The organism is Amaricoccus macauensis, from assembly GCF_014201905.1.
GTDB lineage: Bacteria > Pseudomonadota > Alphaproteobacteria > Rhodobacterales > Rhodobacteraceae > Amaricoccus > Amaricoccus macauensis.
Genome location: NZ_JACHFM010000001.1, coordinates 691,897 through 715,515, shown reverse-complemented (window position 1 = coordinate 715,515; position 23,619 = coordinate 691,897). Strand labels below are relative to the sequence as shown.

At 68.2% G+C, this 23,619-nt stretch carries 33 protein-coding genes; 5 read left to right on the top strand and 28 right to left on the bottom strand.

What is annotated here, in order from left to right; genetic code table 11:
* Positions 1-53: 53 nt before the first annotated feature.
* Positions 54-1,391 carry a hypothetical protein gene (locus HNP73_RS03485; RefSeq protein ID WP_184147149.1) on the bottom strand — a complete coding sequence of 446 codons (1,338 nt, stop codon included), beginning with the start codon at positions 1,389-1,391 and terminating at the stop codon, positions 54-56.
* A gap of 189 nt (positions 1,392-1,580) precedes the next feature.
* Between HNP73_RS03485 and HNP73_RS03480 the strand changes: the two genes are divergently transcribed.
* A complete protein-coding gene (locus HNP73_RS03480) occupies positions 1,581-3,194 on the top strand; it encodes an acyl-CoA synthetase (RefSeq protein WP_184147147.1) in 1,614 nt (537 codons plus the stop codon).
* Between the two features lie 430 nt (positions 3,195-3,624).
* Entirely contained in the window at positions 3,625-4,806 is a 1,182-nt protein-coding gene (locus tag HNP73_RS03475; RefSeq protein ID WP_184147145.1) for a DmpA family aminopeptidase, read from the top strand.
* Positions 4,807-4,922: 116 nt separating this feature from the next.
* On the opposite strand, the gene rpmD is transcribed toward HNP73_RS03475, so the two are convergent.
* The 22 genes from rpmD to HNP73_RS03365 form a co-directional block, all read right to left on the bottom strand.
* The gene (rpmD, locus tag HNP73_RS03470) at positions 4,923-5,108 is read right to left on the bottom strand and encodes a 50S ribosomal protein L30 (protein WP_184147143.1); all 186 of its coding nucleotides are present in this window, start codon (positions 5,106-5,108) and stop codon (positions 4,923-4,925) included.
* 2 nt (positions 5,109-5,110) lie between these two features.
* Positions 5,111-5,695 (bottom strand): 30S ribosomal protein S5, encoded by a 585-nt coding sequence (rpsE, locus tag HNP73_RS03465; RefSeq protein ID WP_184147141.1) that lies wholly within the window; start codon positions 5,693-5,695, stop codon positions 5,111-5,113.
* Positions 5,696-5,705: 10 nt separating this feature from the next.
* Complete coding sequence (gene rplR / locus HNP73_RS03460; protein WP_184147139.1) at positions 5,706-6,065, bottom strand: 50S ribosomal protein L18; 360 nt, start codon at positions 6,063-6,065, stop codon at positions 5,706-5,708.
* 12 nt (positions 6,066-6,077) lie between these two features.
* Positions 6,078-6,611 (bottom strand): 50S ribosomal protein L6, encoded by a 534-nt coding sequence (rplF, locus tag HNP73_RS03455; protein ID WP_184147137.1) that lies wholly within the window; start codon positions 6,609-6,611, stop codon positions 6,078-6,080.
* 10 nt (positions 6,612-6,621) lie between these two features.
* Positions 6,622-7,020 (bottom strand): 30S ribosomal protein S8, encoded by a 399-nt coding sequence (gene rpsH, locus HNP73_RS03450; RefSeq protein WP_184147135.1) that lies wholly within the window; start codon positions 7,018-7,020, stop codon positions 6,622-6,624.
* Between the two features lie 13 nt (positions 7,021-7,033).
* Positions 7,034-7,339: a 30S ribosomal protein S14 gene (rpsN, locus tag HNP73_RS03445; protein ID WP_184147133.1), complete on the bottom strand. Its 306-nt coding sequence runs from the start codon at positions 7,337-7,339 to the stop codon at positions 7,034-7,036.
* Between the two features lie 19 nt (positions 7,340-7,358).
* Positions 7,359-7,919 (bottom strand): 50S ribosomal protein L5, encoded by a 561-nt coding sequence (gene rplE / locus HNP73_RS03440; RefSeq protein WP_184147131.1) that lies wholly within the window; start codon positions 7,917-7,919, stop codon positions 7,359-7,361.
* Positions 7,919-8,224, bottom strand: coding sequence for a 50S ribosomal protein L24 (rplX, locus tag HNP73_RS03435; protein WP_184147129.1), 306 nt, complete (start codon positions 8,222-8,224; stop codon positions 7,919-7,921). Before rplX ends, rplE begins: the two co-directional genes overlap by 1 nt.
* A complete protein-coding gene (gene rplN, locus HNP73_RS03430; RefSeq protein ID WP_184147127.1) occupies positions 8,224-8,592 on the bottom strand; it encodes a 50S ribosomal protein L14 in 369 nt (122 codons plus the stop codon). The genes rplX and rplN overlap by 1 nt, the downstream gene beginning before the upstream one ends.
* 52 nt (positions 8,593-8,644) lie before the next feature.
* Complete coding sequence (rpsQ, locus tag HNP73_RS03425) at positions 8,645-8,893, bottom strand: 30S ribosomal protein S17 (protein ID WP_184147125.1); 249 nt, start codon at positions 8,891-8,893, stop codon at positions 8,645-8,647.
* Position 8,894: 1 nt separating this feature from the next.
* Positions 8,895-9,101: a 50S ribosomal protein L29 gene (gene rpmC / locus HNP73_RS03420; RefSeq protein ID WP_184147123.1), complete on the bottom strand. Its 207-nt coding sequence runs from the start codon at positions 9,099-9,101 to the stop codon at positions 8,895-8,897.
* A 251-nt stretch (positions 9,102-9,352) separates the two neighbouring features.
* Positions 9,353-9,928, bottom strand: coding sequence for a c-type cytochrome (locus tag HNP73_RS03415; RefSeq protein ID WP_184147121.1), 576 nt, complete (start codon positions 9,926-9,928; stop codon positions 9,353-9,355).
* Positions 9,928-11,187: a PQQ-dependent sugar dehydrogenase gene (locus tag HNP73_RS03410; RefSeq protein ID WP_184147119.1), complete on the bottom strand. Its 1,260-nt coding sequence runs from the start codon at positions 11,185-11,187 to the stop codon at positions 9,928-9,930. The genes HNP73_RS03415 and HNP73_RS03410 overlap by 1 nt, the downstream gene beginning before the upstream one ends.
* Positions 11,188-11,410: 223 nt before the next feature.
* Positions 11,411-12,601, bottom strand: coding sequence for a kynureninase (gene kynU, locus HNP73_RS03405; RefSeq protein ID WP_184147117.1), 1,191 nt, complete (start codon positions 12,599-12,601; stop codon positions 11,411-11,413).
* 43 nt (positions 12,602-12,644) lie between these two features.
* A complete protein-coding gene (locus HNP73_RS03400; RefSeq protein WP_184147115.1) occupies positions 12,645-13,424 on the bottom strand; it encodes a succinate dehydrogenase iron-sulfur subunit in 780 nt (259 codons plus the stop codon).
* A 12-nt stretch (positions 13,425-13,436) separates the two neighbouring features.
* Positions 13,437-15,245, bottom strand: a complete 1,809-nt coding sequence (sdhA, locus tag HNP73_RS03395; protein ID WP_184147113.1) for a succinate dehydrogenase flavoprotein subunit — start codon at positions 15,243-15,245, stop codon at positions 13,437-13,439.
* Positions 15,246-15,258: 13 nt separating this feature from the next.
* Positions 15,259-15,636 (bottom strand): succinate dehydrogenase, hydrophobic membrane anchor protein, encoded by a 378-nt coding sequence (gene sdhD / locus HNP73_RS03390; protein WP_184147112.1) that lies wholly within the window; start codon positions 15,634-15,636, stop codon positions 15,259-15,261.
* A 2-nt stretch (positions 15,637-15,638) separates the two neighbouring features.
* On the bottom strand, positions 15,639-16,037 hold the full coding sequence (gene sdhC, locus HNP73_RS03385) for a succinate dehydrogenase, cytochrome b556 subunit (RefSeq protein ID WP_184147109.1): 399 nt from the start codon (positions 16,035-16,037) through the stop codon (positions 15,639-15,641).
* 129 nt (positions 16,038-16,166) lie between these two features.
* Positions 16,167-17,204, bottom strand: coding sequence for a MaoC family dehydratase (locus tag HNP73_RS03380; RefSeq protein WP_184147107.1), 1,038 nt, complete (start codon positions 17,202-17,204; stop codon positions 16,167-16,169).
* A gap of 81 nt (positions 17,205-17,285) precedes the next feature.
* Positions 17,286-17,489, bottom strand: coding sequence for a DUF1737 domain-containing protein (locus tag HNP73_RS03375; RefSeq protein WP_184147105.1), 204 nt, complete (start codon positions 17,487-17,489; stop codon positions 17,286-17,288).
* A 5-nt stretch (positions 17,490-17,494) separates the two neighbouring features.
* Positions 17,495-18,055 carry an NnrU family protein gene (locus HNP73_RS03370; RefSeq protein WP_184147103.1) on the bottom strand — a complete coding sequence of 187 codons (561 nt, stop codon included), beginning with the start codon at positions 18,053-18,055 and terminating at the stop codon, positions 17,495-17,497.
* On the bottom strand, positions 18,052-18,933 hold the full coding sequence (locus HNP73_RS03365) for an HpcH/HpaI aldolase/citrate lyase family protein (RefSeq protein WP_184147101.1): 882 nt from the start codon (positions 18,931-18,933) through the stop codon (positions 18,052-18,054). Before HNP73_RS03365 ends, HNP73_RS03370 begins: the two co-directional genes overlap by 4 nt.
* Positions 18,934-19,211: 278 nt before the next feature.
* Between HNP73_RS03365 and HNP73_RS03360 the strand changes: the two genes are divergently transcribed.
* The gene (locus HNP73_RS03360) at positions 19,212-19,484 is read left to right on the top strand and encodes a DUF2277 domain-containing protein (RefSeq protein ID WP_184147099.1); all 273 of its coding nucleotides are present in this window, start codon (positions 19,212-19,214) and stop codon (positions 19,482-19,484) included.
* 12 nt (positions 19,485-19,496) lie between these two features.
* Here HNP73_RS03360 and HNP73_RS03355 read toward each other — a convergent pair whose 3' ends face one another.
* From HNP73_RS03355 to HNP73_RS03345, 3 genes are read right to left on the bottom strand one after another with little or no spacing between them, the layout of a single operon-like run.
* On the bottom strand, positions 19,497-20,048 hold the full coding sequence (locus HNP73_RS03355) for a DsbE family thiol:disulfide interchange protein (protein ID WP_184147097.1): 552 nt from the start codon (positions 20,046-20,048) through the stop codon (positions 19,497-19,499).
* Positions 20,041-20,202, bottom strand: coding sequence for a heme exporter protein CcmD (gene ccmD / locus HNP73_RS03350; RefSeq protein WP_184147095.1), 162 nt, complete (start codon positions 20,200-20,202; stop codon positions 20,041-20,043). Before ccmD ends, HNP73_RS03355 begins: the two co-directional genes overlap by 8 nt.
* Complete coding sequence (locus HNP73_RS03345; RefSeq protein ID WP_184147093.1) at positions 20,199-20,927, bottom strand: heme ABC transporter permease; 729 nt, start codon at positions 20,925-20,927, stop codon at positions 20,199-20,201. Before HNP73_RS03345 ends, ccmD begins: the two co-directional genes overlap by 4 nt.
* A 176-nt stretch (positions 20,928-21,103) precedes the next feature.
* On the opposite strand from HNP73_RS03345, the gene HNP73_RS03340 reads away from it, so the two are divergent.
* Entirely contained in the window at positions 21,104-21,667 is a 564-nt protein-coding gene (locus HNP73_RS03340) for a lipid-binding SYLF domain-containing protein (RefSeq protein WP_184147091.1), read from the top strand.
* Positions 21,668-21,912: 245 nt separating this feature from the next.
* Here the strand turns inward: HNP73_RS03340 and HNP73_RS03335 are convergent, their stop codons facing one another.
* Positions 21,913-22,494: a dual specificity protein phosphatase family protein gene (locus tag HNP73_RS03335; protein WP_184147089.1), complete on the bottom strand. Its 582-nt coding sequence runs from the start codon at positions 22,492-22,494 to the stop codon at positions 21,913-21,915.
* A gap of 290 nt (positions 22,495-22,784) precedes the next feature.
* The gene (locus HNP73_RS23100; RefSeq protein WP_246399493.1) at positions 22,785-22,949 is read right to left on the bottom strand and encodes a hypothetical protein; all 165 of its coding nucleotides are present in this window, start codon (positions 22,947-22,949) and stop codon (positions 22,785-22,787) included.
* Positions 22,950-22,990: 41 nt separating this feature from the next.
* Here HNP73_RS23100 and HNP73_RS23095 point away from each other — a divergent pair, with 41 nt between their 5' ends.
* Positions 22,991-23,353 carry a winged helix-turn-helix domain-containing protein gene (locus HNP73_RS23095; protein WP_246399491.1) on the top strand — a complete coding sequence of 121 codons (363 nt, stop codon included), beginning with the start codon at positions 22,991-22,993 and terminating at the stop codon, positions 23,351-23,353.
* Positions 23,354-23,619 lie beyond the last annotated feature (266 nt).

Here is a 23,619-nt window from a genome sequence, read left to right as displayed (position 1 = left end):
AAGTTGCTCCGGAAGCCGGGGGCGGCGCGGATGAATGCGGCACGCCCCGTCGGTCACGCGCCCGCCGGTGCCGCCAGCAGCCAGAGGCCGAATGCGGTCAGGCCGACCATGAGAAGCGTCATCGGCAGGTGCGCCCGTGGCGACTCCGGCGCGACGAGGCGCATTCCGAGCAGGACCGCGAGGACATGCGCGCCGAGGATCAGCGCGACCTGTGTGCTCCAGATGAGGGTGACGGCGGTGCGATCCTGCAGGAAGCCGAAGTGGGCGCCGTGGCCCGGCGTGCCGGCGAGTGCGGCGAGGATGTACTGGCCATCGGTGAGCAGCGCCACGAGGTAGTGCGCCGCGTGATAGCCCGCGGCGATCGGCAGGAAGCTCAGCACCCAGAAGCCGGTGTCGCGCCAGAAGCCGCCGCCTCGCCCCGCGAGGTGCCTCCCGAGGGCGGCCGCGCCGAGAACGAGGGCGCCGGTGATCGCACAGGCGGCGAGGAGGCCGAGCGTGTTGACGCCGGTGACCGCCGAGCGGCCGGGAAATTCGAGCGGGTTCACCCCGATCAGCGCGAGCCAGCGGAAGGTCTCCGAGAGCCCGTCGAAGCTCACCGCCGCGAGGGCGACGACGACGAAGGCCGCGCCCGAGGGTGGCAGAGGCGGCATGGCGAGGATCTGCGCGCCGGGCAGGCCGATCTTCCAGCGCACGGCCGTGGCGTCGCTCTCGCGCCAGAGCGGGGCGATGCGGCCGAGGAACGAGAAGTGCACCGAGAGGACTTCACCCCGGTCGAGCCAGCTCTCGCCTTCGAGCACCGCAAGGCCGAAGATCAGCAGCCAGTAGAGGCCGAGGGTCCGGGCGAGTCCGGCGGGGTCGGTGGGGGCGAGGGCCACGATCTCGAACCACGCCAGCGCAAAGGCGCCCGCCACCGCCGGCCAGTAGCCGAGGCGCGCGAGGCCGATGCCGCCGGTGCGCCCGAGGCGGGCCCGCGTCCACGCGACGGGCGCGGTCCATGGGTTGATCGGCTTCCACAGGTCGCCGAAGCCGAGGCAGGCGAGCACCAGCGCCACCCGCAGCGCGATCCAGAAGCCGAGGACCAGCGGGTTGGCGAGCGGGTCGCGCGACCCGAAGATGCCGGTGACGAGGAGACCGAGAAAGGCGAGGGCGGCGAGCCAGCTGCCGGAGCCGGCCGGCAGCAGGTGGCGGCGGGAGGCGAGGAGCCGTGGTGCCGGCGGCGCGCGCCGCGGGGCGATGGCGGCGACGAGGCCGGTCAGCGCCACGGCCGCGGCCGCGCCGGCGATCGACCAGCCGGTGGGCAGGGTGAGGATGACCGCGCGTTCCGTGGCGTGCGCCAGCGCCATGCCGGGCACGAGTGCGATGGCAACAGCCAGTCCGATCCGTCGCTGCAACCGCCGTTCTCCCGTCCTGCCCGCTGTTCCGCGCCCGCCATTCCCTGCGCCTGCCATCCGCGTCAAGCCCGGAACGGCGCGGCTCTGGTCGCGGTGCGTGCGGAATGCGCCCGCGGCACGGCAGCAGGCCGTTGCTCAAACATGGCGTGCGGGGCTAGCTTCGTTACGTTCCCGGGGGAGGACCTGACGATGCACGCTCATGCCGATCTGCCGAAGACGCCCGCCAACCACGTGCCGCTCTCGCCGGTGGGCTTTCTGGCCAAGGCGGCGGCGGTCTATCCCGAGCGGCCGGCGATCGTCTATGGCGACGTGCGCCGCACGTGGGCCGAGACCGACGCGCGGTGCCGCCGGCTGGCGTCGGCGCTGATCGGCGCGGGGCTCGAACCCGGCGAGACCGTGGCCGTCATCGCCACCAACACGCCGGAGCTCTACGAGGCGCATTTCGGCGTGCCGCTGGCGGGGGGCGTGCTCAATGCCATCAACTGCCGGCTCGACGCCCGGACGATCGGCTACATCCTCGACCATGCGGAGGCGCGCATCCTGATCACCGACCGGGAGTTTTCCGATGTGGTGAAGGCGGCGCTGGCGCAGGCGAGCCGCCAGCCGCTGGTGATCGACATCGACGACCCGGCCGCGACGGGGGGCGAGTTGCTCGGGGGCATGGACTACGAGGCGTTCCTCGGCACCGGCGATCCGGATTTTGCGGGCAGCGGACCGGCGGACGAGTGGGACGCGATCGCCATCAACTACACTTCCGGCACGACGGGCGATCCCAAGGGCGTGGTCTATCATCACCGGGGCGCGTTCCTGAACGCGGTGGGCAACACCATCGAATGGAACATGGGGCAGCATCCGACCTATCTCTGGACGCTGCCGATGTTCCACTGCAACGGCTGGTGCTTCCCCTGGACGATCGCCGCGAAGGCCGGCACCAACGTCTGTCTGCGCAAGGTCACGCCGAAGGCGATCTATGACGCGATCGCTGACGACGGGGTCGATCATCTCTGCGGCGCGCCGATCGTGCTCGGCTTCATGATTCATGCGGGCGCCGACGCGCGCGCGTTCTCCCACACCTGCCGGGTGATGACCGCCGCCGCGCCGCCGCCCGCGGCCGTGCTGCAGTCGATGCAGGAGAGGGGGTTCGACGTGACGCACGTCTACGGCCTGACGGAGGTCTACGGGCCAGCGACCGCCTGTGCCTGGCACGTGGAGTGGAATGATCTGCCGATCACCGAGCAGGCGGCGCTGAAGTCGCGGCAGGGGGTCGCGTACCTGCTCGAGGACGCGATCATGGCGGCCGATCCCGAGACCATGCAGCCGGTGCCCGCTGACGGCCAGACGCTTGGCGAGGTGATGTTCCGCGGCAACATCGTCATGAAGGGCTACCTGAAGGACAAGGCGGCGACGGAGAAGGCGTTCGCGGGCGGCTGGTTCCATTCGGGCGACCTCGGGGTGATCCATCCCGATGGCTATCTCCAGCTCAAGGACCGGTCCAAGGACATCATCATCTCGGGCGGCGAGAACATCTCGTCGATCGAGGTGGAGGACGTGCTGCACGCCCATCCGGCGGTGGCGATCGCCGCGGTGGTGGCGCGGCCGGACGAGAAGTGGGGCGAGACGCCCTGCGCCTTCATCGAGCTGAAGCCCGGGGCCGAGGCGACGGAGGCGGAGTTGATCGCGTTCTGCCGCGAGCGCATGGCGCACTTCAAGGCGCCGCGTCATGTGGTCTTCGGCGAGGTTCCGAAAACCTCCACGGGCAAGATCCAGAAGGGGCCGCTGCGAACCGTGGCGGCGGGGTTGTGAGGGTGGGACGGGACTGAGAAGCGCTCTGGCGGCGTGCCGGTCATGCCATACTCCGCGTGCCCGAGGCGCGGGGAGCCGACCTCCATGCGGTGACCGACGCGGTTGTGGCGGCGATCGCGGGCGAGTTCGGCGACGAACTGGCGTCGGAAAATATCAGCGAAAACTGATCGCTGTTGCAGAGTCTTGGGAAGGCGCAGCGGCGCAGCGTTGCGCCGCCGGATCGACCATATCGGTCGGGTCACAACCGTATGAAATCACGCCGGATTATATCGCGCGCAGATGTAGCTGGGAGCTGACGGGCATGCGCCGGTTCGGCTCGGCATGCCTGCGACACAGCGTCGCAATTGTCTCTGGCCAGCGCGGAATTCGTCTGTGTAGAGTGATCCCGTACCCGGGGAAACCCGAACTCGGCCAGGGAGGAAAAACGTTTATGTCCGTACTGAGATCGCTGATCGGGGCGGCGGGTGCCGCCGCACTTCTGGTGGGGGCGGCGGGGGCAGCCTCGGGCGAGGAGAAGCCACGGGCGCGCGATCTCGGGATCCCCTTCACCGGCGAACCCGGCCCAAACAACGCGATCACCGACGTCGCGGGCCTCACCGTCGGCTATTCGACGATCATCGAGGGTGAGGGGCCGATCGAGGTTGGCAAGGGCCCGATCCGCACCGGGGTGACGGCGATCCTGCCGCGCGGCCGGACCTTCAACCCGGTGTTTGCCGGCTGGTACTCGCTGAACGGCAACGGCGAGATGACCGGAACGACCTGGGTCGAGGAAAGCGGCTTTCTCGAGGGGCCGGTCATGATCACGAACACCCACAGTGTCGGCGTCGTCCGCGACTCCGTGGTGTCGTGGGAGGCCGACAACAACATGATGGGGCCGTTCTTCCGCGACCTCTACTGGCGGCTGCCGGTCGTCGCCGAGACCTGGGACGGCATCCTGAACGACATCAACGGCATGCACGTGACGAAGGAGCACACCTATCAGGCGCTCGACACTGCGGCTTCCGGTCCGATCGCCGAGGGCAACGTCGGCGGTGGCACCGGCATGAACCTCTTCAACTTCAAGGGCGGCACCGGCACCGCCTCGCGAAAGCTGAGCGCGGAGGACGGCGGCTACACGGTCGGAGTCCTGGTGCAGGGCAACTTCGGCACCCGCGCGGACCTGATCGTCGCCGGTGTGCCGGTCGGTCGCGAGATCACCGACCTCATGCCAGACGTTTCCTGGAAGCGCGACGAGGCCGGCTCGATCATCGTGGTCGTGGCAACCGACGCGCCGCTCCTGCCGCATCAGCTGAAGCGACTGGCGCGGCGCGTGCCACTCGGCATCGCGAAAACGGGCGGCTACGGCGGCAATGGCAGCGGCGACATCTTCATCGCGTTCTCGACCGGCAACCCCGAGGCCTTCAGCCGCGAGAAAAGCACGACGATGGAGATGGTGTCGAACGACAACATGGGTCCGATCTTCCACGCCACTGTCGACGCGACGGAGGAGGCGATCATCAATGCCATGGTCGCCGCCGAGACGATGAAGGGCCGCGACGACAACGTCTCCTTCGCGATTCCCCACGACCGGCTTCAGGAAGCGCTGCGCAAGTACAACCGACTGCAGGAGTGACGGCGGAGCGCCCCGGCCGCGACAGCGGGAGTTCGGGGGCCTTGAGTCCGCAAAAAAGAAGGAGCCCCGGACCTGTTGGTCCGGGGCTCCTCTGACTTCCTTGCGAGTGCGGCGCCTCAGGCGCGCTCCTCGATGATCTCCACGAGATGCGGGATCGCCGCGACCATGCCGCGGATCGACGGCGTGTCGGGGAGTTCCCGGGTCTTGTGCATCTTGTTGAGGCCGAGGCCGATCAGCGTCTGGCGCTGAACGGCCGGGCGGCGGATCGGCGAGCCGATCTGCTTGACGACGATGGTTGCCATGCTCAGGCCTCCGCGGCAGGCGCTTCGGCCGGCGCCTCGACGGGCGCGGTCTCGGCGGTCTTGGGCAGGATGTCGGCAACCTTCTTGCCACGGCGCTGAGCCACCATGCGGGGGCTCTGCTCGTGCTGAAGGCCGTCGATCGTGGCGCGGATCATGTTGTAAGGGTTCTGCGACCCCAGCGACTTCGCCACCACGTCGTGCACGCCGAGCATCTCGAAGACGGCACGCATCGGGCCGCCGGCGATGATGCCGGTACCCGCGGGCGCCGACCGCATCACAACCTTGCCGGCGCCGTGGCGGCCGTTCATGTCGTGGTGCAGGGTCCGGCCCTCGCGGAGCGGCACGCGGATCATCTGCCGCTTGGCCTGTTCGGTGGCCTTGCGGATCGCCTCGGGTACTTCGCGGGCCTTGCCCTTGCCGTAGCCGACGCGGCCCTTCTGGTCACCGACGACGACGAGCGCCGCGAAACCGAAGCGCTTGCCGCCCTTCACCGTCTTGGACACGCGGTTGATCGCGACGAGACGGTCGGCGAATTCCGGGTTCTCGTCCCGGTCGCGGCGACCGCCGCGGTTGTCTTCCCTTGCCATTCCCGTCTCCTCAGAACTTCAGGCCGGCTTCACGGGCGGCGTCGGCGAGAGCCTTGACCTTGCCGTGAAACAGGAACCCGCCGCGGTCGAACACGACCTCCTCGATGCCCGCGGCCTTGGCACGCGCTGCAATCTCGGCACCGACCCGGGCCGCGGCTTCCTTGTTGTTCTTGCCCTTGAGGCCCAGATCCTTCTCCAGCGTCGAGGCGGCGGCCAGGGTACGGCCCTGAGCGTCGTCGATCAGCTGGACGGAAATGTTCTTCGAGGACCGATGAACGGAGAGGCGCGGGCGATCGCCCGACACCTTCCGCAAGTGGTTCCGGACGCGCTGGCGGCGCTTCTGGAACAGGTCACGCTTGCTGTTCGCCATGATGTGCGCCCCCTACTTCTTCTTCCCTTCCTTGCGGAAGATGAATTCGCTCTTGTACTTGATTCCCTTGCCCTTGTAGGGCTCCGGCTTCCGCCACTCGCGGATGTTGGCCGCAACCTGGCCGACGATCTGCTGGTCGATGCCCTCGACGATGATTTCCGTGGGCTTCGGCGTGGTGACGGTAACGCCCTCGGGGATCGCGAAGTCGACGTCGTGGCTGTAGCCGAGCTGGAGCTTCAGGACCTTGCCCTGAACCGACGCGCGGTAGCCGACGCCGTTGATTTCCATCTCCTTCTTGAAGCCGGTGGTGACGCCCGTCACCAGGTTCTCGACCTGGGTCCGGGACATGCCCCACTGCTGACGGGCGCGCTTGGAGAGCCCCCGCGGCTTCACGGTGATGGCGCCATCCTCGAGCGCAATCGTGACATCGTCGGTCGCGGTGAATTCGCGGGTACCCTTCGGACCCTTCACCGAAACCTTCTGGCCCGACACCGTGGCGGTCACATCGCCCGGAACCGTGATGGGCCTCTTGCCGATACGAGACATTGGACCCTCCTCAGAACACGGTGCAGAGGACCTCACCGCCAACGTTGGCGGAGCGGGCCTGCGCGTCGGACATGACGCCTTTCGGAGTCGAAACGATGGCGACACCGAGGCCCTGACGGACCTGCGGAATGCCCCTCACGCCGGAGTAGACGCGACGGCCCGGAGTGGACACGCGCTTCAGCTCGCGGATGACGGGGGCGCCGTCGAAGTACTTCAGCTCGATCTCGAGCTCGGGCAGGCCGCGCGCGGAGGTGGCCTCCGCGTAGCCGCGGATGTAGCCCTCGGACTTCAGCACATCGAGGACCCATGCGCGGATCTTCGAGGCGGGCGTACGGACCGTGGACTTGCCGCGCATCGAGGCGTTGCGGATACGGGTGAGCATATCGCCCAGGGGATCGTTCATCGACATTTGTGACCTCCCCTTACCAGGACGACTTGACCATGCCCGGGATCTGGCCCTTCGAGGCCAGGTCACGCAGCGCGATACGGGACATCTTCAGCTTGCGGTAGTAAGCGCGGGGACGGCCCGTCACTTCGCAGCGGTTGTGCAGGCGCGTCGCCGAGGAGTTGCGCGGCAGCTTCGCAAGCTTCAGCTGCGCCTTGAAGCGCTCTTCCATCGGGCGGCTCTCGTCGCGGGCGATCGCCTTCAGCTCGGCACGCTTGGCGGCGAACTTGTCCACCATCGCGACCCGCTTCTTCTGGCGCTCGACCATGCTAATCTTTGCCATATGTCTTTCTCCCCCGCGCTCAGGCCGTGAACGGCAGGTTGAAGTGCTTCAGGAGCGCCTTCGCCTCGGCGTCGGTCTGTGCGGTGGTGCAGATCACGATGTCCATGCCCCAGACCTGTTCGATCTTGTCGAAGTTGATCTCGGGGAACACAATGTGCTCCTTCAGGCCCATGGCGTAGTTGCCACGGCCGTCGAAGCTCTTCGGATTGACGCCACGGAAGTCGCGGACGCGCGGCAGGGCCACGGTCACGAGACGGTCGAGGAACTCGTACATCCGGTCACGGCGCAGCGTGACCTTGACGCCGATCGGCATCAGTTCGCGCAGCTTGAAACCGGCAATCGAGTTCTTCGCCTTGGTGACGACGACCTTCTGGCCGGCGATCTGCGCCAGATCCTCGGCGGCTGACCGCACCTTCTTGGTGTCGGAGGTGGCTTCGCCGACGCCCATGTTCAGGACGATCTTGTCCAGACGCGGGATCTGCATGTCGTTCTTGTAGGAGAACTCTTCCTTCATCGCCGCCCGGATGGTGTCCCGGTACTGCGTCTGAAGGCGCGGGGTGTAGTCGGTTGCGTCGAGCATCAGATCGCCTCCCCGGTGGTCTTGGCGAAGCGGATCTTCTCGCCGTTCTCCATGCGGAAGCCGACGCGGGTCGCCTTGCCGTTGCCGTCGAGCAGCTGGAGGTTCGAGAGCTGGATCGGCAGTTCCTTGGCGATACGTCCGCCCTGGCCCTGCGCCGACTGCTTGGTGTGGCGGATCGCGACGTTCACGCCCGAGACCACGGCCTTGCCATCAGCGGGCAGGACGCGGGTGATCTCGCCGTTGCGGCCCTTGTCCTTGCCGGCGATGACGACGACCTTGTCGCCCTTCTTGAGCTTGGCAGCCATCACAGCACCTCCGGAGCGAGGGAGATGATCTTCATGAAGTTCTTCGCCCGCAGCTCGCGCACGACCGGCCCGAAGATACGGGTGCCGAGCGGCTCGTTCTGGTTGTTGAGGATGACGGCGGCGTTCCGGTCGAAGCGGATCGACGTGCCATCATCGCGGCGAACTTCCTTGGCGGTCCGAACGACGACGGCCTTGCGGACGTCACCCTTCTTCACGCGGCCGCGCGGGATCGCTTCCTTCACGGAGACGACGATGATGTCGCCTACGGAAGCGTAGCGCCGGTGCGAGCCGCCCAGGACCTTGATGCACTGAACCCGGCGAGCGCCGGAGTTGTCAGCGACATCCAGATTGGTCTGCATCTGGATCATGCTTGGTTACTCCCGACCTGCGGGCACGAGTCCCGCGGTTTCGTTAAGACTGTCAGGCCTCGGCGGCGGCTTCCGCCGTCAGGACCGTCCAGCGCTTGGTCTTCGAGATCGGCGCGCATTCGACGATGCGAACGCTGTCGCCGACCTTGAACTGGTTCTCCGCGTCGTGAGCCCGATACTTCTTGGTCTTACGCACGGTCTTCTTCATCACCGGGTGGGTGAAGCGACGCTCGACGAGGACGGTGATCGTCTGGTCGTTCTTGTCGCTGGTCACGGTGCCCTGGAGGATACGCTTGGGCATGTCAGGCTTCCCCCGCCGCAGCCGCGGCCTTCTGATTCAGGATGGTCTTCACGCGCGCGGCGTCCCGGCGGACGATCTGCATGCGCGAGGTATTCTCCAGCTGGCCGGTGGCCTTCTGGAAGCGGAGGTTGAAGGCCTCCTTCTTGAGGCTGGCGAGCTGGTCGCGCAGCTGGTCCGGGGTCTTGTCCCGGAGGTCCTGGGCTTTCATGAGCCGTCCTTCACAACATCGCCAGAGGGCCCCCAGTATTGGGTCACCCTGATTCTGGCGGAGTCCATGGTGAACGGGCCGTATAGGCGCAAAGGTGTCCGGGTGCAACCGGCAATGCGGGGGTGCCGGGCGGGGGCCGAAACGTCGCGTGGCAACGTCGTCCCGGCGCGAAATCCGCCCGTGCAATCACCGGCGCGGTGGCCTTCGTGCCGCGCCGGATCGCCGAGGTCAACCGCGACCTGTGGCGCGGGTCAGGGCGATGCCGGGCGCAGGCCGATGCTGGCGTACCATTCGGCGGCGGCGCGGATCGCTGCGTCGTCGAGCGGGGCGGCTATGGGGCCCATGACGTCGCTCCTGCGCTTTTCCGTCCGGAACGCCTTGAGCTGGGTGTCGATGTAGATGGTGTTCTCACCCGCGAGGTTTGGCGCCTCCGGGATGACGGCGATGCCGTCGGCGCCGTGGCAGGCGGCGCAGGCTTCGGGCGCGCCGGCGGGGTCGAAGCCGGCAGGGGGCACCGCGACGACTTTCTGGCTGGCGTACCAGGCGGTGACGTCGGCGATCTGCTGGTCGCTGAGGCTGGCGGCGACGACGCTCATCATCTCCTGCTGCCGCTCGCCGCTGCGGAACGCCCGGAGCTGGGCGGCGAGGTAGCTGGCCGGCTCGCCGCCGATGTTGGGCGCGACGGGGATCGCGGCGATGCCGTCGAGCCCGTGGCAGGTCCGGCACATGTTGGCGATCTTGCGGCCCGCGCCCGCGTCCTGGGCCATGGCGGCCCCGGCGAGCAACTGCGCGCCGAGGCAGAGGGCTATGCCGATCCGGGTGCGCATCAGCCGCCGGGGGCCTCGTACCAGATGCGATAGACCGCGCCGGCGAGGTCGTCGGAGACGAGGAGCGAGCCGTCGCGGAGCTGTGCCACGTCGACCGGGCGGCCGGAGTATTCGCCGGTCTCGTCGTTCAGCCAGCCTTCGGCGAAGGGCTTCGAGGTGGGGGTGCCGTCCTCGGCGAAGGTCGTCACCATCACCCGCGCGCCGATCGGCACGGTGCGGTTCCACGAGCCGTGCTGCGCCGAGAAGATCGCGCCCTTGTACTCGGCCGGGAACTGCGCGCCGGTGTAGAACATCATGCCGAGATCCGCCGCGTGGGCGTCCATCTCGACCACCGGGAACACGAGGCCCTCCGGCGGGGTCTGGTCCTTGAACTCGTTGGTGCGCACGTCGCCGCCGCCATACCACGGATGGCCGAAGGCCTGGCCCTGGGCGGTGATGTGGTTGATCTCACCGGGCGGGATGTCGTCGCCCATGCCGTCCACCTGGTTGTCGGTGAACCAGAGCTCCTTGGTCGCCGGGTCGAAGTCCATGCCGACGGAGTTGCGGATACCGGTGACGTAGACCTCACGGTCCTTGCCATCCTGGCCGAGGCGGATGATGCCGCCGATGCCCTTCTCCTTGAAGGTGTCGACGAGCTCGGCCGGGGTGACGTTGTAGGGCTGGCCGAGCGCGACGTAGAGCTTGCCGTCCGGCCCGACGCGGCACACCCGCGCGGTGTGGTTGAAGCTCTCGTACTCGACCGGGATCAGCTCGCCCTGCGGGATGACGTTGACCGCCACCACGTCGGGGCTCTCGTAGAAGAATTCCGCCGCCGGGTACTGCAGCACGCGGTTCTGCTCGGCGATGTAGAGCATGCCGTCGGGGGAGAAGCACGGGCCGTTGGGGATCGCCTTGGCGAGCGAGGGCGCGAAGTTCTTCACCTCGTCGGCCTTGCCGTCCTTGTTGCGGTCGGTCATCGCCCAGACTTCGGTCTTGCGCGTGCCGACGAAGGTGACGATGCCCTGCGGCCCGACCGCCATGTGGCGCGCGTCGGGCACGATCGCATAGAGGCCGATGTGGAAGCCCTCGGGCAGCTTGATCTTCTCGAGGTTCTTCGCGACGCCGTCGGCGAACTCGCCGCCCTGCTCGACGACGGTGAAGTCCTTGGTGCCGGTCGTCTTGAAGTTGCTGAGCTTGTCGAGATTGTCGCCCGCCCCCTGCGCAGCGGCCATGCCCGTCCAGAGCGCCAGCACGGCGCAGCTCGTCAGTATCGACTTCATTGGTTTGGTCCCTCCCGATCGGCTTTGTTGTTGTGCGGGAAGCTTGCCTCAATTGGAACGTTTCGCAAGCACAACGTGTGCATCCAATGCGATTGCGCGGGATGCGAGACGATTGAAGCGCGCGAGTGCCTGCGCGACAGGCGACCGCGATGCGGTCGCGCGTCGCGCGGCGTCCGGAGTGAGGGTCTGGACGTGTGATTGGCTGGAGCGCGTCTCGCGCCGGTCAGGTCACCGCCTCGACCCGGCGATGCTCGGGGCGATCGTAGAGGCGGTCCCGGATCACTTCCTCGAGCACCTCGGCGCCGCGGACCACCTCGGCCTCGGTGAGATAGAGCGGGGTGAAACCGAAGCGCATGATGTCGGGCGCGCGGAAGTCGCCGATGACGCCGCGGGCGATCAGCGCCTGCATGGCGGCATAGCCGTCGGCGAAGCGGAAGGAGACCTGGCTGCCGCGGGCGTGCGGATCGCGCGGGCTCGCGAGTTCGAGGTCCGGGCAGCGGGCCTCGACCTCGGCGATGAAGCGCTCCGAGAGCTCGATGGAGCGGGCGCGCAGATCGGCCATGTCGACCTCGTCCCAGACGTCGAGGGCGGCGGAGAGCGCGGCATAGGCGAGGATCGGCGGCGTGCCGACGCGCATCCGGGCCACGCCGCCGGCCGGGCGATAGTCGGGGTCGAAGGCGAAGGGCGCGTCATGCCCGAGCCAGCCGGCGAGCGCCGGGCGGGCCTGATCTGCGACGGACGGGCCGAGGTAGATGAAGGCCGGCGATCCGGGTCCGCCGTTGAGATACTTGTAGGTGCAGCCGACGGCGAAGTCGGCGTTGCCACCGGCCACGTCGACCGGGACCGCGCCGGCGGAATGCGCCAGATCCCAGATGATGAGGGCGCCGGCCGCATGGGCACGGGCGGTGAGTGCCGGCATGTCGTGGCGCCGGCCGGTGCGGTAGTCGACTTCGGTCAGCATCACGACGGCGACATCCTCATTGATCGCCGCCGCCACGTCCTCGGGCGCGGGCGTGCGGAGTTCACGGTCGCCGAGAAGCCCGATGAGACCCTGAGCCATGTAGAGATCGGAGGGGAAGTTGCCGGAGTCCGACAGGATGACCCGGCGCCCGGGCCGAAGCCGGAGGGCGGAGGCGAGCGCCTGATAGACCTTGATCGAAAGCGTGTCGCCGACCGCGACGGTGCCGGGCGGCGCGCCGATCAGCCGCCCGATGCGATCGCCGAGCGCGAGGGGCTGCGCCATCCAGCCGCAGGTATTCCACGCCCGGATGAGTTCGTGCCCCCATTCGTCGCGCATCACCCGGGCGACCGCATCGGTGGCAGCGCGGGGCAGGGGGCCGAGAGAGTTGCCGTCGAGGTAGACGATCCCCTTCGGCAGATCGAACATCGCGCGGGTGCGCTCGAAGTCGGTCATGGGTGCCTCCATGGGCGCGCGCGGTGGCGCGCGCCCGGATGCCTTACATCTGGCGTTCGACCATCAGCATCTTGATCTCGGCGATGGCCTTCGCCGGGTTCAGGTGCTTCGGGCAGGTCTGCGCACAGTTCATGATGGTGTGGCAGCGGTAGAGCTTGAACGGATCGTCGAGGTTGTCGAGCCGTTCGCCGGTCGCCTCGTCGCGGGAGTCGATGATCCAGCGATAGGCGTGCAGCAGCGCCGCCGGGCCGAGGTAGCGGTCGCCGTTCCACCAGTAGCTCGGGCAGGACGTCGAGCAGCAGGCGCACATCACGCACTCGTAGAGGCCGTCGAGCTTCTTGCGATCCTCGGGCGACTGGCGCCACTCGTGCTCGGGCGTCACCGTGGAGGTTTCGAGCCACGGCTTGATCGACGCATGCTGGGCATAGAAGTGCGTCAGATCCGGCACGAGGTCCTTGATGACCGGCATGTGCGGCAGCGGATAGATCCGCACGTCGCCCTTCACCTCGTCGATGCCCCAGATGCAGGCCAGCGTGTTGATGCCGTCAATGTTCATCGCGCACGAGCCGCAGATGCCTTCACGGCAGGAGCGGCGGAAGGTGAGCGTCGGATCGATCTCGTTTTTGATCTTGATGAGCGCGTCGAGCATCATCGGACCGCAGGTGTCGAGGTCGACGAAGTAGGTGTCGATCCTCGGATTCTCGCCGGTGTCGGGATCCCAGCGATAGATCCGGAACGCCCGGACGTTGGTCGCGCCCTCGGGGCGCGGCCAGGTTTTGCCGGTGACGACGCGGCTGTTCTTCGGAAGCGCGAATTCGACCATGGGCCCTGCTCCTCAGTACACCCGCGCCTTGGGCGCGATTTTCTTCAGGTCGATGCCACCCTTCTCGAAGGGCGTCAGCGGATCGAGATGCACCGGACGGTAGCTCAGCGTCACGGTGTTGTCCGGGTGGACGACGGCGAGGGTGTGCTTGCGCCACTCCACGTCGTCCCGGTTCGGCCAGTCCTCCTGGGCATGGGCGCCGCGGCTCTCCTTCCGGGCCTCGGCGCTGACGATGGTCGCGAGCGCGTTCGGCATGAGGTTGGTGAGCTCAAGGGTCTCCATGAGGTCGGAGTTCCAGATCATCGAGCGGTCGGTGACCTTGACGTCGGCCATCTTGTCGGCGACGGCAGTCACCTTCTCGACGCCCTCGGCAAGGGTCTTGTCGGTGCGGAAGACCGCCGCATCCGCCTGCATCGTGCGCTGCAGCTCGAGCCGCAGGTCGGCGGTCGGAATGTTGCCGTCGGCGTGGCGCAGACGGTCGAAACGCTCGACCGCGGCATCGACCGAGGACTGGTTCAGCGGCCGGTTCGGCGTGTCCCGCTCGACGATCTTGCCGGCGCGGATCGCGGCGGCGCGGCCGAACACCACGAGGTCGATGAGGCTGTTCGAGCCGAGCCGGTTCGCACCGTGCACGGAGGCGCAGCCGGCCTCACCCACGGCCATCAGGCCGGGCAGGATGCGGTCGGGGTTGTCGTGGGTCGGCTGGAGCGCCTCGCCCCAGTAGCTCGTGGGAATGCCGCCCATGTTGTAGTGCACGGTCGGGAGCACCGGGATCGGCGCCTTGGTCACATCGACGCCGGCGAAGATCTTCGCGCTCTCCGAGATGCCGGGCAGCCGTTCGGACAGCGCCTCGGGCGGCAGGTGGTTGAGGTTGAGGTAGATGTGGTCCTTCTGCGGCCCGACGCCCCGGCCCTCGCGGATCTCGATCGTCATGCAGCGCGAGACCACGTCACGCGAGGCGAGATCCTTGTAGCTGGGCGCGTAGCGTTCCATGAAGCGCTCGCCCTCGGAGTTGGTCAGGTAGCCACCCTCGCCGCGCGCGCCCTCGGTGATGAGGCAGCCCGAGCCGTAGATGCCGGTCGGGTGGAACTGCACGAACTCCATGTCCTGCAGTGGCAGGCCCTGGCGCGCCACCATGCCGCCGCCGTCACCGGTGCAGGTGTGCGCCGAGGTGGCGGAGAAGTAGGTCCGGCCGTAGCCGCCGGTGGCGAGCACGGTCATCTTGGCGTTGAAGCGGTGCAGCGTGCCGTCGTCGAGCTTCCACGCAAGGACGCCCTGAACCTCGCCGTCGTCGGTCATGATGAGGTCGATGGCGAAGTACTCGATGAAGAACTGGGCGTTGTTCTTCAGCGACTGGCCGTAGAGCGTGTGCAGGATGGCGTGGCCCGTGCGGTCGGCCGCGGCGCAGGTGCGCTGGACGGGCGGGCCTTCGCCGAACTCGGTGGTGTGGCCACCGAACGGGCGCTGGTAGATCTTGCCGAGCTCGGTGCGCGAGAACGGCACACCGTAGTGCTCGAGCTCGTAGACCGCCTTTGGCGCCTCGCGGACGAGGTACTCCATGGCGTCGGTGTCGCCGAGCCAGTCGGAGCCCTTCACGGTGTCGTAGAGGTGCCACTGCCAGTTGTCGGGGCCCATGTTGCCGAGGCTGGCGGCAATGCCACCCTGGGCTGCGACGGTGTGCGAGCGGGTGGGGAAGACCTTGGTGATGCACCCGGTCTTCAGGCCCTGCTCCGCCATGCCGAGCGTGGCGCGGAGGCCCGCGCCGCCGGCGCCGACGACGATGACGTCGAAGGTGTGATCTGTGAACGTGTAAGCGGCCATGATGTCTGCGTCCTCAGGCGAAGGCGATCTTGGCGACGGCGAAGATGCCGGTCATGGCGAAGGCGGCGCAGAGCACCACGTTGGCCACCAGCATCGCGACGAGCACCGGCTTGTCGTGGACGTAGTCCTCGATCACCACCTGGAGCCCCTGCTGCAGGTGGAGGAAGCCGACGGCAAGCGTGAGCATTGCGACGACGGCATTGAACGGATGGCCGTAGATCTCGCGGACGGTCTCGAAATCGGTTCCCAGCGCGCGGACGAACGGGAACAGGAAGAACGGAACGAGGATGAGCATCCCCACCGCCGTCAGCCGCTGCGACCACCAGTGATGCGCGCCGGTGTGCGAGGTGCCGAGCCCGTGGACCCTCTGCCGGTCAGTACGAAAGCCCATGTTTACCCCCAGAGCGCAATGGTGATGGTGACGATCGACATGACGCCCGCGGCGACCGCGGTCGCGATCCCGGTCGTGCGCACCTGGCCGAGCTCGAAGCCCTTGCCGGCGTCCCAGAAGAGGTGCCGGATGCCGTTGAAGAAGTGGTACCAGAGCGAGACGAGCGCGAGGAACAGGATCAGGTTGCCGATCCACGACGTCAGGAGCCCGTCGGCGAAGTCGAAGTAGTACGGGCTCGTCGAGGCGGCGAGGAACCACCAGACGACGAGGACGCCGGTGAGTCCGATGCCGATGCCTGTCAGCCGGTGCAGGATCGACATGACCGAAGTGATCTGCGGTCGGTAGACCGATCCGATCATGAAAGGCGAAAGAGGGCGGTTGCCCCGGTTCACGTCAGCCATGTTTCCCTCCGCTCCCGCGTATTTTGTTCATGCCACTCTTCAGCGACGGGATGCAAGTGTACACCGGTTGTGTTGCTGGCATCGCCGCGGTCAATTCCGAAAAACACATCAGGTAATTAAGCTTTGATTTCATTTTGGAATCAGCACCCATAGATCAAGATCGAGAAGAACCTCCGGCCGGTACTTGCCGTCGTCGCCGCGGAGCTCGAACGGCGCGGCGCCGCTCCTGGTCGCGACGAGTCGAACCCGCAGGGCGCCGATGCCGGGGTTTGTGGTGTCCGCCTTGTCGAGGATCTCCGACCAGGCACCGACGGTGTCGCCGGCAAAGCAGGGATTCGCGTGGGCGCCGGCGTTGATCGCCGCGATCATCTGGGCATTGGCGAGGCCGTTGAACGACAGCGCCCGGGCGAGGCTGATGATGTGGCCGCCGTAGATCAGCCGCTGGCCGCCGTCGCGCGCGGTCTTGTCGAAGTGCACTTTGGCGGTGTTCTGCCACAGGCGGGTGGCGAGCATGTGCTCGGCCTCCTCGATCGTCACGCGGTCGACGTGGTCGATCTGCTCGCCGATCTCGTAGTCGCCCCAGCGCCAGCGCTCGCCGGCGAGCGCGAAGTCGTAGTCCGCGAAGTCGAGGCCGGCGGGCACCACGAGATCCGTGGCGGCGACCGACGCGGCCAGGTCGGGCACCACCACCGCGGGGGCCGGGGCACCTTCGTCGCGCTTGCGCACCATCACCCAGCGGCAGTAGCTGAGCACGGTCTCGCCGCGCTGGTTCAGGCCGGTGGAGCGGACCCAGACGACGCCGGACTTGCCGTTCGAGGTCTCGCGCAGGCCGATCACCTCGCTCGTCGCCGTCAGGGTGTCGCCGGGGTAGACCGGCAGCAGGAAGCGGCCTTCGGCGTATCCGAGGTTCGCCACGGCGTTGAGGCTGATGTCCGGCACCGTCTTGCCGAAGACCACATGGAACGCGGCGACGTCCTCGATCGGGCTGCGGAGCAGTCCTGATTTCCGCGCGAAGGCGTCGGACGAGTAGAGCGCAAAGCGCGTGGGATAGAGTGCGGTGTAGACCGCGCGGTCACCCTCGGTGACGGTGCGGGGCACCGCGTGGACGATTTCGTCGCCGACGCTGTAGTCCTCGAAAAAGCGTCCGGCGTGGGTCTTTTCCGCCATCAGTTCTCCCCTGCGGAGGCGAGTACCCCCGGGCCCCATGAGGCCGTTCTCCCGCCGCGATGGTCGCGCCGGGTCGTTGGTTCAGAGTTCGCCGAGCTTCATCGAGGGGGCGTAGTCGGCGTCGACTTCCTTCACGACGGCCTGGCCACAGCGCATGACCCCGGCCTTCCCGTCGAACGCGTAGGTGGGGGCGCCATGCAGCGACCAGCCTTTGGCGAGCGCGGCCGTCACCTTGTGGCAGAACGCCGAGGTGTCCTCTTCGGTCAGGAAACGGTAGGCGAGCATGTCTGTCATCCCTGAGGGAATGGCGGGTAGCCGAGCCACGTGTGGATCGCGGCGATCACCCCATAGACCACGAGCGTGATGAGAACGAACCGGATCTCGCCCGCGGTGCTGGGGGCGGGGAGCGGCGCGGCCGGCTTGCTGCGGGCGAACACCATCTCGACGAGCGCCCAGATGCCGAGCCAGCCAAAGAGCACGATCGAGGCGACATCGCCGTTCACCAGCAGGTGCGCCACGGCCCAGACGACGACGCCGGTCAGCATCGGGTCACGCACCCAGCCACGGGCGCGGCTCTTCGCGTGGCGGAGGCCGAAGAGAGCCACGGCGATCAGCATGAGGAGGTTGTTGAGGTGCTTCGTCCATGCGGGCGGAAACCAGACGTTTTCGACCGGAGCCTGACGGAAGCCGATGATCATGAGGATGAGCGCAATGGCGATGACGAACGCCATCACTCCCTTGGACGGCCCTTCGCCCAGCTGCCCCGCGAGGGCGCCGCGCGCCTCGGGCATCAGTGGCTTGAAGAGGTGGGCGGCCGTCCAGATCACCAGCCCGAGGACGAGGAGGGTCATGCCGCGGATTCCAGCGCGGCGATCGTTTCGGCGCGTTCGATCAGGCGCTTGGCCGTGACGACGTGCAGGTTTTCGACGATGCGCCCGTCCACCACCGCGACACCCTCGCCGCGGGCAGTGGCTTGCTCGAACGCCTCGACCTGACGGCGGGCGAGCGCCACCGCATCCGTCGATGGCGCGAAGACCTCGTTGGCGATGGCGATCTGGTCCGGGTGGATCAGCGTCTTGCCGTCGAAGCCCATGTCACGGCCCTGAACGCAGGCGGCGCGCAGGCCCTCGGCGTCCTGGAAGGCGTTGTAGACACCATCGACGCAGACGAGACCGGCGGCGCGTGCCCCGAGCAGGCAGAGCCCGAGGCTGGTGACGAGGGGCAAGCGGTCCGGCGTGTGCGCGGCGCCGAGATCCTTCACGAGATCGTTCGTGCCGAGGACGAAGCCCTCGAGGCGCGGGTGCGATTCGGCGATGGCAAGGGCGTTGAGCGCGCCGCGCGGCGTCTCCATCATCGCCCAGATCCGCACGTGCTCCCCGGCACCGGCATCGGCCATCAGGAGCGCCGCGCGGGCGATGTCGGCGGCCGACTCGACCTTGGGCAGAAGGATCGCGTCGGGCTGTGCCGCGCTGGCCCGGGCGATGTCGGCTTCGCCCCATTCGGTATCGAAGCCGTTCACCCGGACGAGCAGCTTGCGCTTACCATAGCCGCCGGCTTCGACGGCTTCGGCGACAAGCTCGCGGGCGTTCGGTTTCTCGGCGGGAGCGACGGCATCCTCAAGGTCGAGAATCAACGCGTCGGCCGCAAGCGTCCGGGCTTTCTCAAGCGCGCGGGGTCGCGACCCCGGCATGTAAAGCACCGATCGGAAGGGATGGGCGTCCTGCGGCATGGCGTCCCCCGGCTCTGCTGCACTGGGGTCCGCATAGCCGAGGGCGGCGCGGCGGCACAAGACCACAATTCGTCAACCGGCCGGTCGATTGATGTAACGAGATCTACCTTGGGGAGATCCTTGATTGGCTTAGCTCGTCTTCCGGGTGGTTTCGGGCGGGTATCAGCGCGGGTAGCGGTCGAACGCGGACCCCGGCGGCGCGGCTTCGGGGCCGGGGGTTGCCGGCGGCGGGGTCGGGGGACATGTTCAGGCTCAGGCAAGATCAGGGGAGGCAACCCATGTGCCGCAACATCCGGGTTCTCTACAACTTCGAGCCGCCGGCGACTGACGACGAGATCCGGGCAGCGTCGTTGCAGTTCGTGCGCAAGGTGAGCGGGTACAACCGTCCGTCGCAGGCCAACGAGGCGGCGTTCGAGCGCGCGGTGGATGAGGTCGCGTCGGCGTCGCGCCGGCTCCTCGCCGCGCTCGTCACCAACGCGGCGCCACGCGACCGCGAGACCGAGGCGGAGAAGGCGCGGGCGAAGTCGCGCGAGCGCTTCGCGCGCGCCTGAGCCGGCCCTCGCCTAACCCTGGCCGAGGGCGGCGGCGATCGCCGGCTTGATGCGGTCCTCGATGGTGTTCGGATCGAGAGGGCCGGGGAAGCGCAGCACGACCTCGCCGTTCGGGCCGATCACGAAGGTTTCCGGCACGCCGTAGATCCCCCAGTCGAGCGCGGTGCGCCCGGATGCGTCGGCACCGATGCGGGCATAGGGGTCGCCCAATTCCTTCAGGAAGCCGAGCGCCGCCTTCGGGTCGTCCTTGTAGTTGATGCCGATCACCTCGATGCCGCTCTCGCTGAGCGCGGTGATGAGCGGATGCTCGACGCGGCAGGGGGCGCACCAGCTCGCCCAGAAGTTGACGAGCTTGACGCCCGGCGCCGTGAGGTCGGCGTTGGTCGGCGCGGGATCGTCGCGGAGCGCGGTCAGTCGCTCAAGGCTCGGGGCCTCGCGCCCGACGAGAGCGCTCGGCAGTTCCTCGGGGTTTTCCCGGCGCAGGCCGATGAAGGCCACTGTCGCGAAGACGAGGAAGAGCAGCGGCGGAATTGCGAGGAGGGCGTTGCGCCGGCCGTTAGCCATTCGGGGTCCTCCGTGCGGATTCGAGGCGCTCGAGCTCGGCCCGCGCCCGCCTCGCCCGGCGCACGCTCGCCACGACGAGGAGCGCGATGAGGCCGAGCGTGACCGCGTAGGCGCCGAGCACCGTGGCGGCGTACTTGCCGAGATCGAGGATCATGCCCGCGCCTCGATCGCCTGCAGCGCCCGGATCCGGCGCAGGCGGATCTCGGTGCGGGTGCGGGTCAGCACGAGTGCGAAGAAGAGCAGGACGAAGCCGGCGATCGCGATGACGAGCGGATAGTAGAAGGCCGCGTCCACATGCGTCTCCCGATCGACCGAGAGCGACGCCCCCTGATGCAGGCCCTGGCTCCAGAAGAGCACGGCGTAGCGCGAGAGCAGCGCGAAGACCGAGCCGACGAAGCAGAGGACGGCCGTCAGGTCAGCCGCGGTGTCGGGGTCGTCGATGGCACTCCAGAGCGCGATGTAGCCGACGTAGAACAGGAACAGGATGAAGAACGAGGTGAGGCGCGGATCCCACGCCCACCAGGTGCCCCACATGGGCTGACCCCAGATCGCGCCCGTGGCGAGGGCGATCACCGTCATCGTGGCGCCGACGGGCGCCGCGGCGCGGGCGGCGAGCGCCGAGACGTGGTGGCGGCGGATGAACCAGATCAGCGAGGCGACGAGCATCATCAGCCAGGCGTTGATCGCCATGAGCGCGGCGGGGACGTGGATGAAGAGGATCTTCACCGTCGCTCCCTGCTGGTAGTCGTTGGGGGTGAGGAAGAGGCCCCATCCGAGGCCGACGAGCAGGCACACTCCCGCCCCCGCCCAGAGGACCGGCAGGACCGGACCGCTGATGCGCATGAACTCGGCGGGGTTGGCGTATCTCCAGAGCGACATGGCCGGGGTTCTACCGGCGCGGCGGCGGCGGCGCAATTGGAGGAAGGGTCGGGATGCAATCAGTCTTCCGCGAGCGTATCCCCGGCTTGGCGGGGCCGCGAGGCGCGTGTAAGACGAAAACCGAAGCCGGCACCCGTGACCGGCCGTGAGGCAGTGTGCACGAGAGGAGCCCGTCCATGACGTCCCTGACCCGACGCAGCATTCTGGCGCTGGCCGGCGCCGGCGCGCTCGCCGCCTGTACATCGCGGCCGCCGGTTCCGGGTGACTCCGGCCGCGCACGCATCGACCGCGAGGTGGATGACGCGCTGAACGAGCTCTACGCCACGGTACCCGGCGCGACGGAGCTCGCGGCGCAGGCCAAGGGCATTCTCATCATCCCGAACATCCGCAAGATCGGGCTCATCGCCTCCGGCGCCTATGGCGAGGGTGCGCTGATGATCGGACCGGCGAAGGTCGACTACTATTCGATCTCGGCCGCGGGCATCGGGCTGACCATCGGTGCGACGGCGTTCAATCAGGCGCTGTTCTTCATGACCGAGCAGGCGTTGCAGGACTTCCGGGTTTCCGACGGCTGGGAGCTCGGGGTGGACGCGGCGGTCGCGTTCCAGAAGGACGGGGCTGCGGCGGGCGTCACCTCGACGCAGATCAACCGGCCGATCATCGAGGTGGTCTTCGGGCAGCGCGGGCTGATCGCCGACGCGAGCCTTGCGGGCGCGAAGTACAGCCGGATCGTCCGCTGAGCCGGGCACGCCCGGACCCGGACCAGCCGGGGGAGCGCCAGCCTCGGGGAGCCCTGCCGGGCTCCCGCTCGGCCGGCGCTTGACGCTTCGCCGCCTTTGCGGCTCCGCTCCGGCGGAACGGGCTTCGCCCGTGAAGAAGGGAGTTTCTCCCCGCCTGTTGGCGGGGCCCCTCGTCCCTGCCCGATAGGGTTTCTGCCAGTATGAAAGCCGGTGACGCGCGCGGCGCGGGTCCGTGCGGTTGTTGCTCAGCCTTCGGGGTGGTCGAGGCTCGCCTCTCGTTCTTCCCACGCCTCATCCATTGCCCACGCCGCCGATACGACAGGTATGCCCACGTGGCCATAGGCGAAGGAGAGCTGCCCTTCGGCGGCGGTCTCGCCGGCGTCGGCGATCGCGGCGAGGTAGAGCGCGGAGGCGAGCCCGGTCCGGTCGGCGCCGCTCATGCAGTGGATGAGAAGCGGCTTGGGCAGACTGCGCATCAGGGCCACGAGTTCGTCCATGCGCTCCAGCCCGGGGTTCCTTCGTGCCGACATGGGGAAGTCCGCGAGCTCCAGTCCGAGATCGTCAGCGACGCTCGCCTCCTGCCGATACCACTCGCTGCTCTCGTCGGTGCCGCGGAGGTTCAGCACGCTGCGGATCCCCCGATCCTCCGCCCAGCGGCGCAGGTCTTCGGGCTCCGGCTGGGCGGCGCGGTAGACCTCGCCGGGGACCACGGCGTGGAAGTTGCCTGACAGTTGCAGCCAGATCGGCCAGGCGATCAGCGCCGCGAGCGCCACTCCAAGGGTCGTGAACACCACCCGCCACGGGCGGGAAGGGCGGAAGCAAAACATGGGACTCTCCTGCTCAACGCCGCCGCTTTCGCCGGCCAAGCTTGCGCCACGCTTACGGTGCAGCGGTGATTGGATCGTGACAGGCCGGTGACGGGCCAGTGACGATCGTCCCACCGCCTGACCGGCGGCCCGCGATCCTTGCCGTGGTTCCTGCCGTGGTCCGGGAGGGGCTTTCGGCGTCGCGCGCTGTCGCCTAAGCATCGAGGCATGCGCTTGCTCGTCGTCGAGGACGCCGAGGATCTGGCGGACGCCCTGCTGCGTCATCTGCGTGGCGAGGGGCACGCGGTGGATCACGTGGCGACCGTGGCCGAGGCGGCCGCGGCGTTCCGGCCACCGACTATGCCGCCGCGGTGCTTGATCTCGGTCTGCCGGACGGGTCGGGCCTCGATCTGCTGCGGGCCGAGCGCGCGCGGCAACCGCACGCCGATCCTGATCGCCACGGCGCGGGACCGCATTTCCGATCGGATCGCCGGGCTTGATGCCGGGGCGGATGACTATGTGGGGAAGCCGTTCGATCTCGCCGAGATCGAGGCGCGGCTCCGGGCTCATGTGCGCCGGGGCGACCGCGGCGGGGGCGACCGAGGTCGGTCTCGGCGCGCTGCGCGTCGATCTGGCGGGCCGGCGGGTTTACGGGCCGGGCGGGGAGGTCCGGCTGACGGCGCGCGAGTGGGCGGTGCTGGCGTTGCTGGTGGCGGCGCGGGGCCGGGTACAGTCGCGGGCCATGCTCGAAGACGCGCTCTACTCCTTCGATGAAGAGATCGCCGGCAATGCCGTCGAGGTCTACGTCTCGCGGCTGCGCGGCAAGCTCGGCGCCGACGTGATCGAGACCCGCCGCGGCCTTGGGTATCTGGTGCGGTGAAAAGCTCCGGCCAGCCTCGGGCCTGGTCGCTCAGGCGGCGGCTCGCCGGGCGCATCCTTGCTGCCACGACCATCGTCTGGTGCCTGGTGCTGGCCGCCGGGCGAGGCGCCGTGGCCGGCACTCTCCGCCGACGGCGTTCGTGAGGTTGCGCGGACGACCACGCCAGCGGGTCTTGCGGTGGAAATCGGGCGGCCGCTGACGTTGCGCAGCGAGGAGTTCCGGGAGGCAGCACGGGTCTGGCTTGCAATGCCGGTGCCGCTGCTTGC

Excerpts from the sequence above, each read along its gene's own strand:
- HNP73_RS03480 (WP_184147147.1), top strand. The coding sequence starts at position 1,581 with ATGCACGCTCATGCCGATCTGCCGAAGACGCCCGCCAACCACGTGCCG.
- HNP73_RS03475 (WP_184147145.1), top strand. The coding sequence starts at position 3,625 with ATGTCCGTACTGAGATCGCTGATCGGGGCGGCGGGTGCCGCCGCACTT.
- rpmD (WP_184147143.1), bottom strand. The coding sequence starts at position 5,108 with ATGGCAACCATCGTCGTCAAGCAGATCGGCTCGCCGATCCGCCGCCCG.
- rpsE (WP_184147141.1), bottom strand. The coding sequence starts at position 5,695 with ATGGCAAGGGAAGACAACCGCGGCGGTCGCCGCGACCGGGACGAGAAC.
- rplR (WP_184147139.1), bottom strand. The coding sequence starts at position 6,065 with ATGGCGAACAGCAAGCGTGACCTGTTCCAGAAGCGCCGCCAGCGCGTC.
- rplF (WP_184147137.1), bottom strand. The coding sequence starts at position 6,611 with ATGTCTCGTATCGGCAAGAGGCCCATCACGGTTCCGGGCGATGTGACC.
- rpsH (WP_184147135.1), bottom strand. The coding sequence starts at position 7,020 with ATGTCGATGAACGATCCCCTGGGCGATATGCTCACCCGTATCCGCAAC.
- rpsN (WP_184147133.1), bottom strand. The coding sequence starts at position 7,339 with ATGGCAAAGATTAGCATGGTCGAGCGCCAGAAGAAGCGGGTCGCGATG.
- rplE (WP_184147131.1), bottom strand. The coding sequence starts at position 7,919 with ATGCTCGACGCAACCGACTACACCCCGCGCCTTCAGACGCAGTACCGG.
- rplX (WP_184147129.1), bottom strand. The coding sequence starts at position 8,224 with ATGGCTGCCAAGCTCAAGAAGGGCGACAAGGTCGTCGTCATCGCCGGC.
- rplN (WP_184147127.1), bottom strand. The coding sequence starts at position 8,592 with ATGATCCAGATGCAGACCAATCTGGATGTCGCTGACAACTCCGGCGCT.
- rpsQ (WP_184147125.1), bottom strand. The coding sequence starts at position 8,893 with ATGCCCAAGCGTATCCTCCAGGGCACCGTGACCAGCGACAAGAACGAC.
- rpmC (WP_184147123.1), bottom strand. The coding sequence starts at position 9,101 with ATGAAAGCCCAGGACCTCCGGGACAAGACCCCGGACCAGCTGCGCGAC.
- HNP73_RS03415 (WP_184147121.1), bottom strand. The coding sequence starts at position 9,928 with ATGCGCACCCGGATCGGCATAGCCCTCTGCCTCGGCGCGCAGTTGCTC.
- HNP73_RS03410 (WP_184147119.1), bottom strand. The coding sequence starts at position 11,187 with ATGAAGTCGATACTGACGAGCTGCGCCGTGCTGGCGCTCTGGACGGGC.
- kynU (WP_184147117.1), bottom strand. The coding sequence starts at position 12,601 with ATGACCGACTTCGAGCGCACCCGCGCGATGTTCGATCTGCCGAAGGGG.
- HNP73_RS03400 (WP_184147115.1), bottom strand. The coding sequence starts at position 13,424 with ATGGTCGAATTCGCGCTTCCGAAGAACAGCCGCGTCGTCACCGGCAAA.
- sdhA (WP_184147113.1), bottom strand. The coding sequence starts at position 15,245 with ATGGCCGCTTACACGTTCACAGATCACACCTTCGACGTCATCGTCGTC.
- sdhD (WP_184147112.1), bottom strand. The coding sequence starts at position 15,636 with ATGGGCTTTCGTACTGACCGGCAGAGGGTCCACGGGCTCGGCACCTCG.
- sdhC (WP_184147109.1), bottom strand. The coding sequence starts at position 16,037 with ATGGCTGACGTGAACCGGGGCAACCGCCCTCTTTCGCCTTTCATGATC.
- HNP73_RS03380 (WP_184147107.1), bottom strand. The coding sequence starts at position 17,204 with ATGGCGGAAAAGACCCACGCCGGACGCTTTTTCGAGGACTACAGCGTC.
- HNP73_RS03375 (WP_184147105.1), bottom strand. The coding sequence starts at position 17,489 with ATGCTCGCCTACCGTTTCCTGACCGAAGAGGACACCTCGGCGTTCTGC.
- HNP73_RS03370 (WP_184147103.1), bottom strand. The coding sequence starts at position 18,055 with ATGACCCTCCTCGTCCTCGGGCTGGTGATCTGGACGGCCGCCCACCTC.
- HNP73_RS03365 (WP_184147101.1), bottom strand. The coding sequence starts at position 18,933 with ATGCCGCAGGACGCCCATCCCTTCCGATCGGTGCTTTACATGCCGGGG.
- HNP73_RS03360 (WP_184147099.1), top strand. The coding sequence starts at position 19,212 with ATGTGCCGCAACATCCGGGTTCTCTACAACTTCGAGCCGCCGGCGACT.
- HNP73_RS03355 (WP_184147097.1), bottom strand. The coding sequence starts at position 20,048 with ATGGCTAACGGCCGGCGCAACGCCCTCCTCGCAATTCCGCCGCTGCTC.
- ccmD (WP_184147095.1), bottom strand. The coding sequence starts at position 20,202 with ATGATCCTCGATCTCGGCAAGTACGCCGCCACGGTGCTCGGCGCCTAC.
- HNP73_RS03345 (WP_184147093.1), bottom strand. The coding sequence starts at position 20,927 with ATGTCGCTCTGGAGATACGCCAACCCCGCCGAGTTCATGCGCATCAGC.
- HNP73_RS03340 (WP_184147091.1), top strand. The coding sequence starts at position 21,104 with ATGACGTCCCTGACCCGACGCAGCATTCTGGCGCTGGCCGGCGCCGGC.
- HNP73_RS03335 (WP_184147089.1), bottom strand. The coding sequence starts at position 22,494 with ATGTTTTGCTTCCGCCCTTCCCGCCCGTGGCGGGTGGTGTTCACGACC.
- HNP73_RS23100 (WP_246399493.1), bottom strand. The coding sequence starts at position 22,949 with ATGCGGTCCCGCGCCGTGGCGATCAGGATCGGCGTGCGGTTGCCGCGC.
- HNP73_RS23095 (WP_246399491.1), top strand. The coding sequence starts at position 22,991 with ATGTGGGGAAGCCGTTCGATCTCGCCGAGATCGAGGCGCGGCTCCGGG.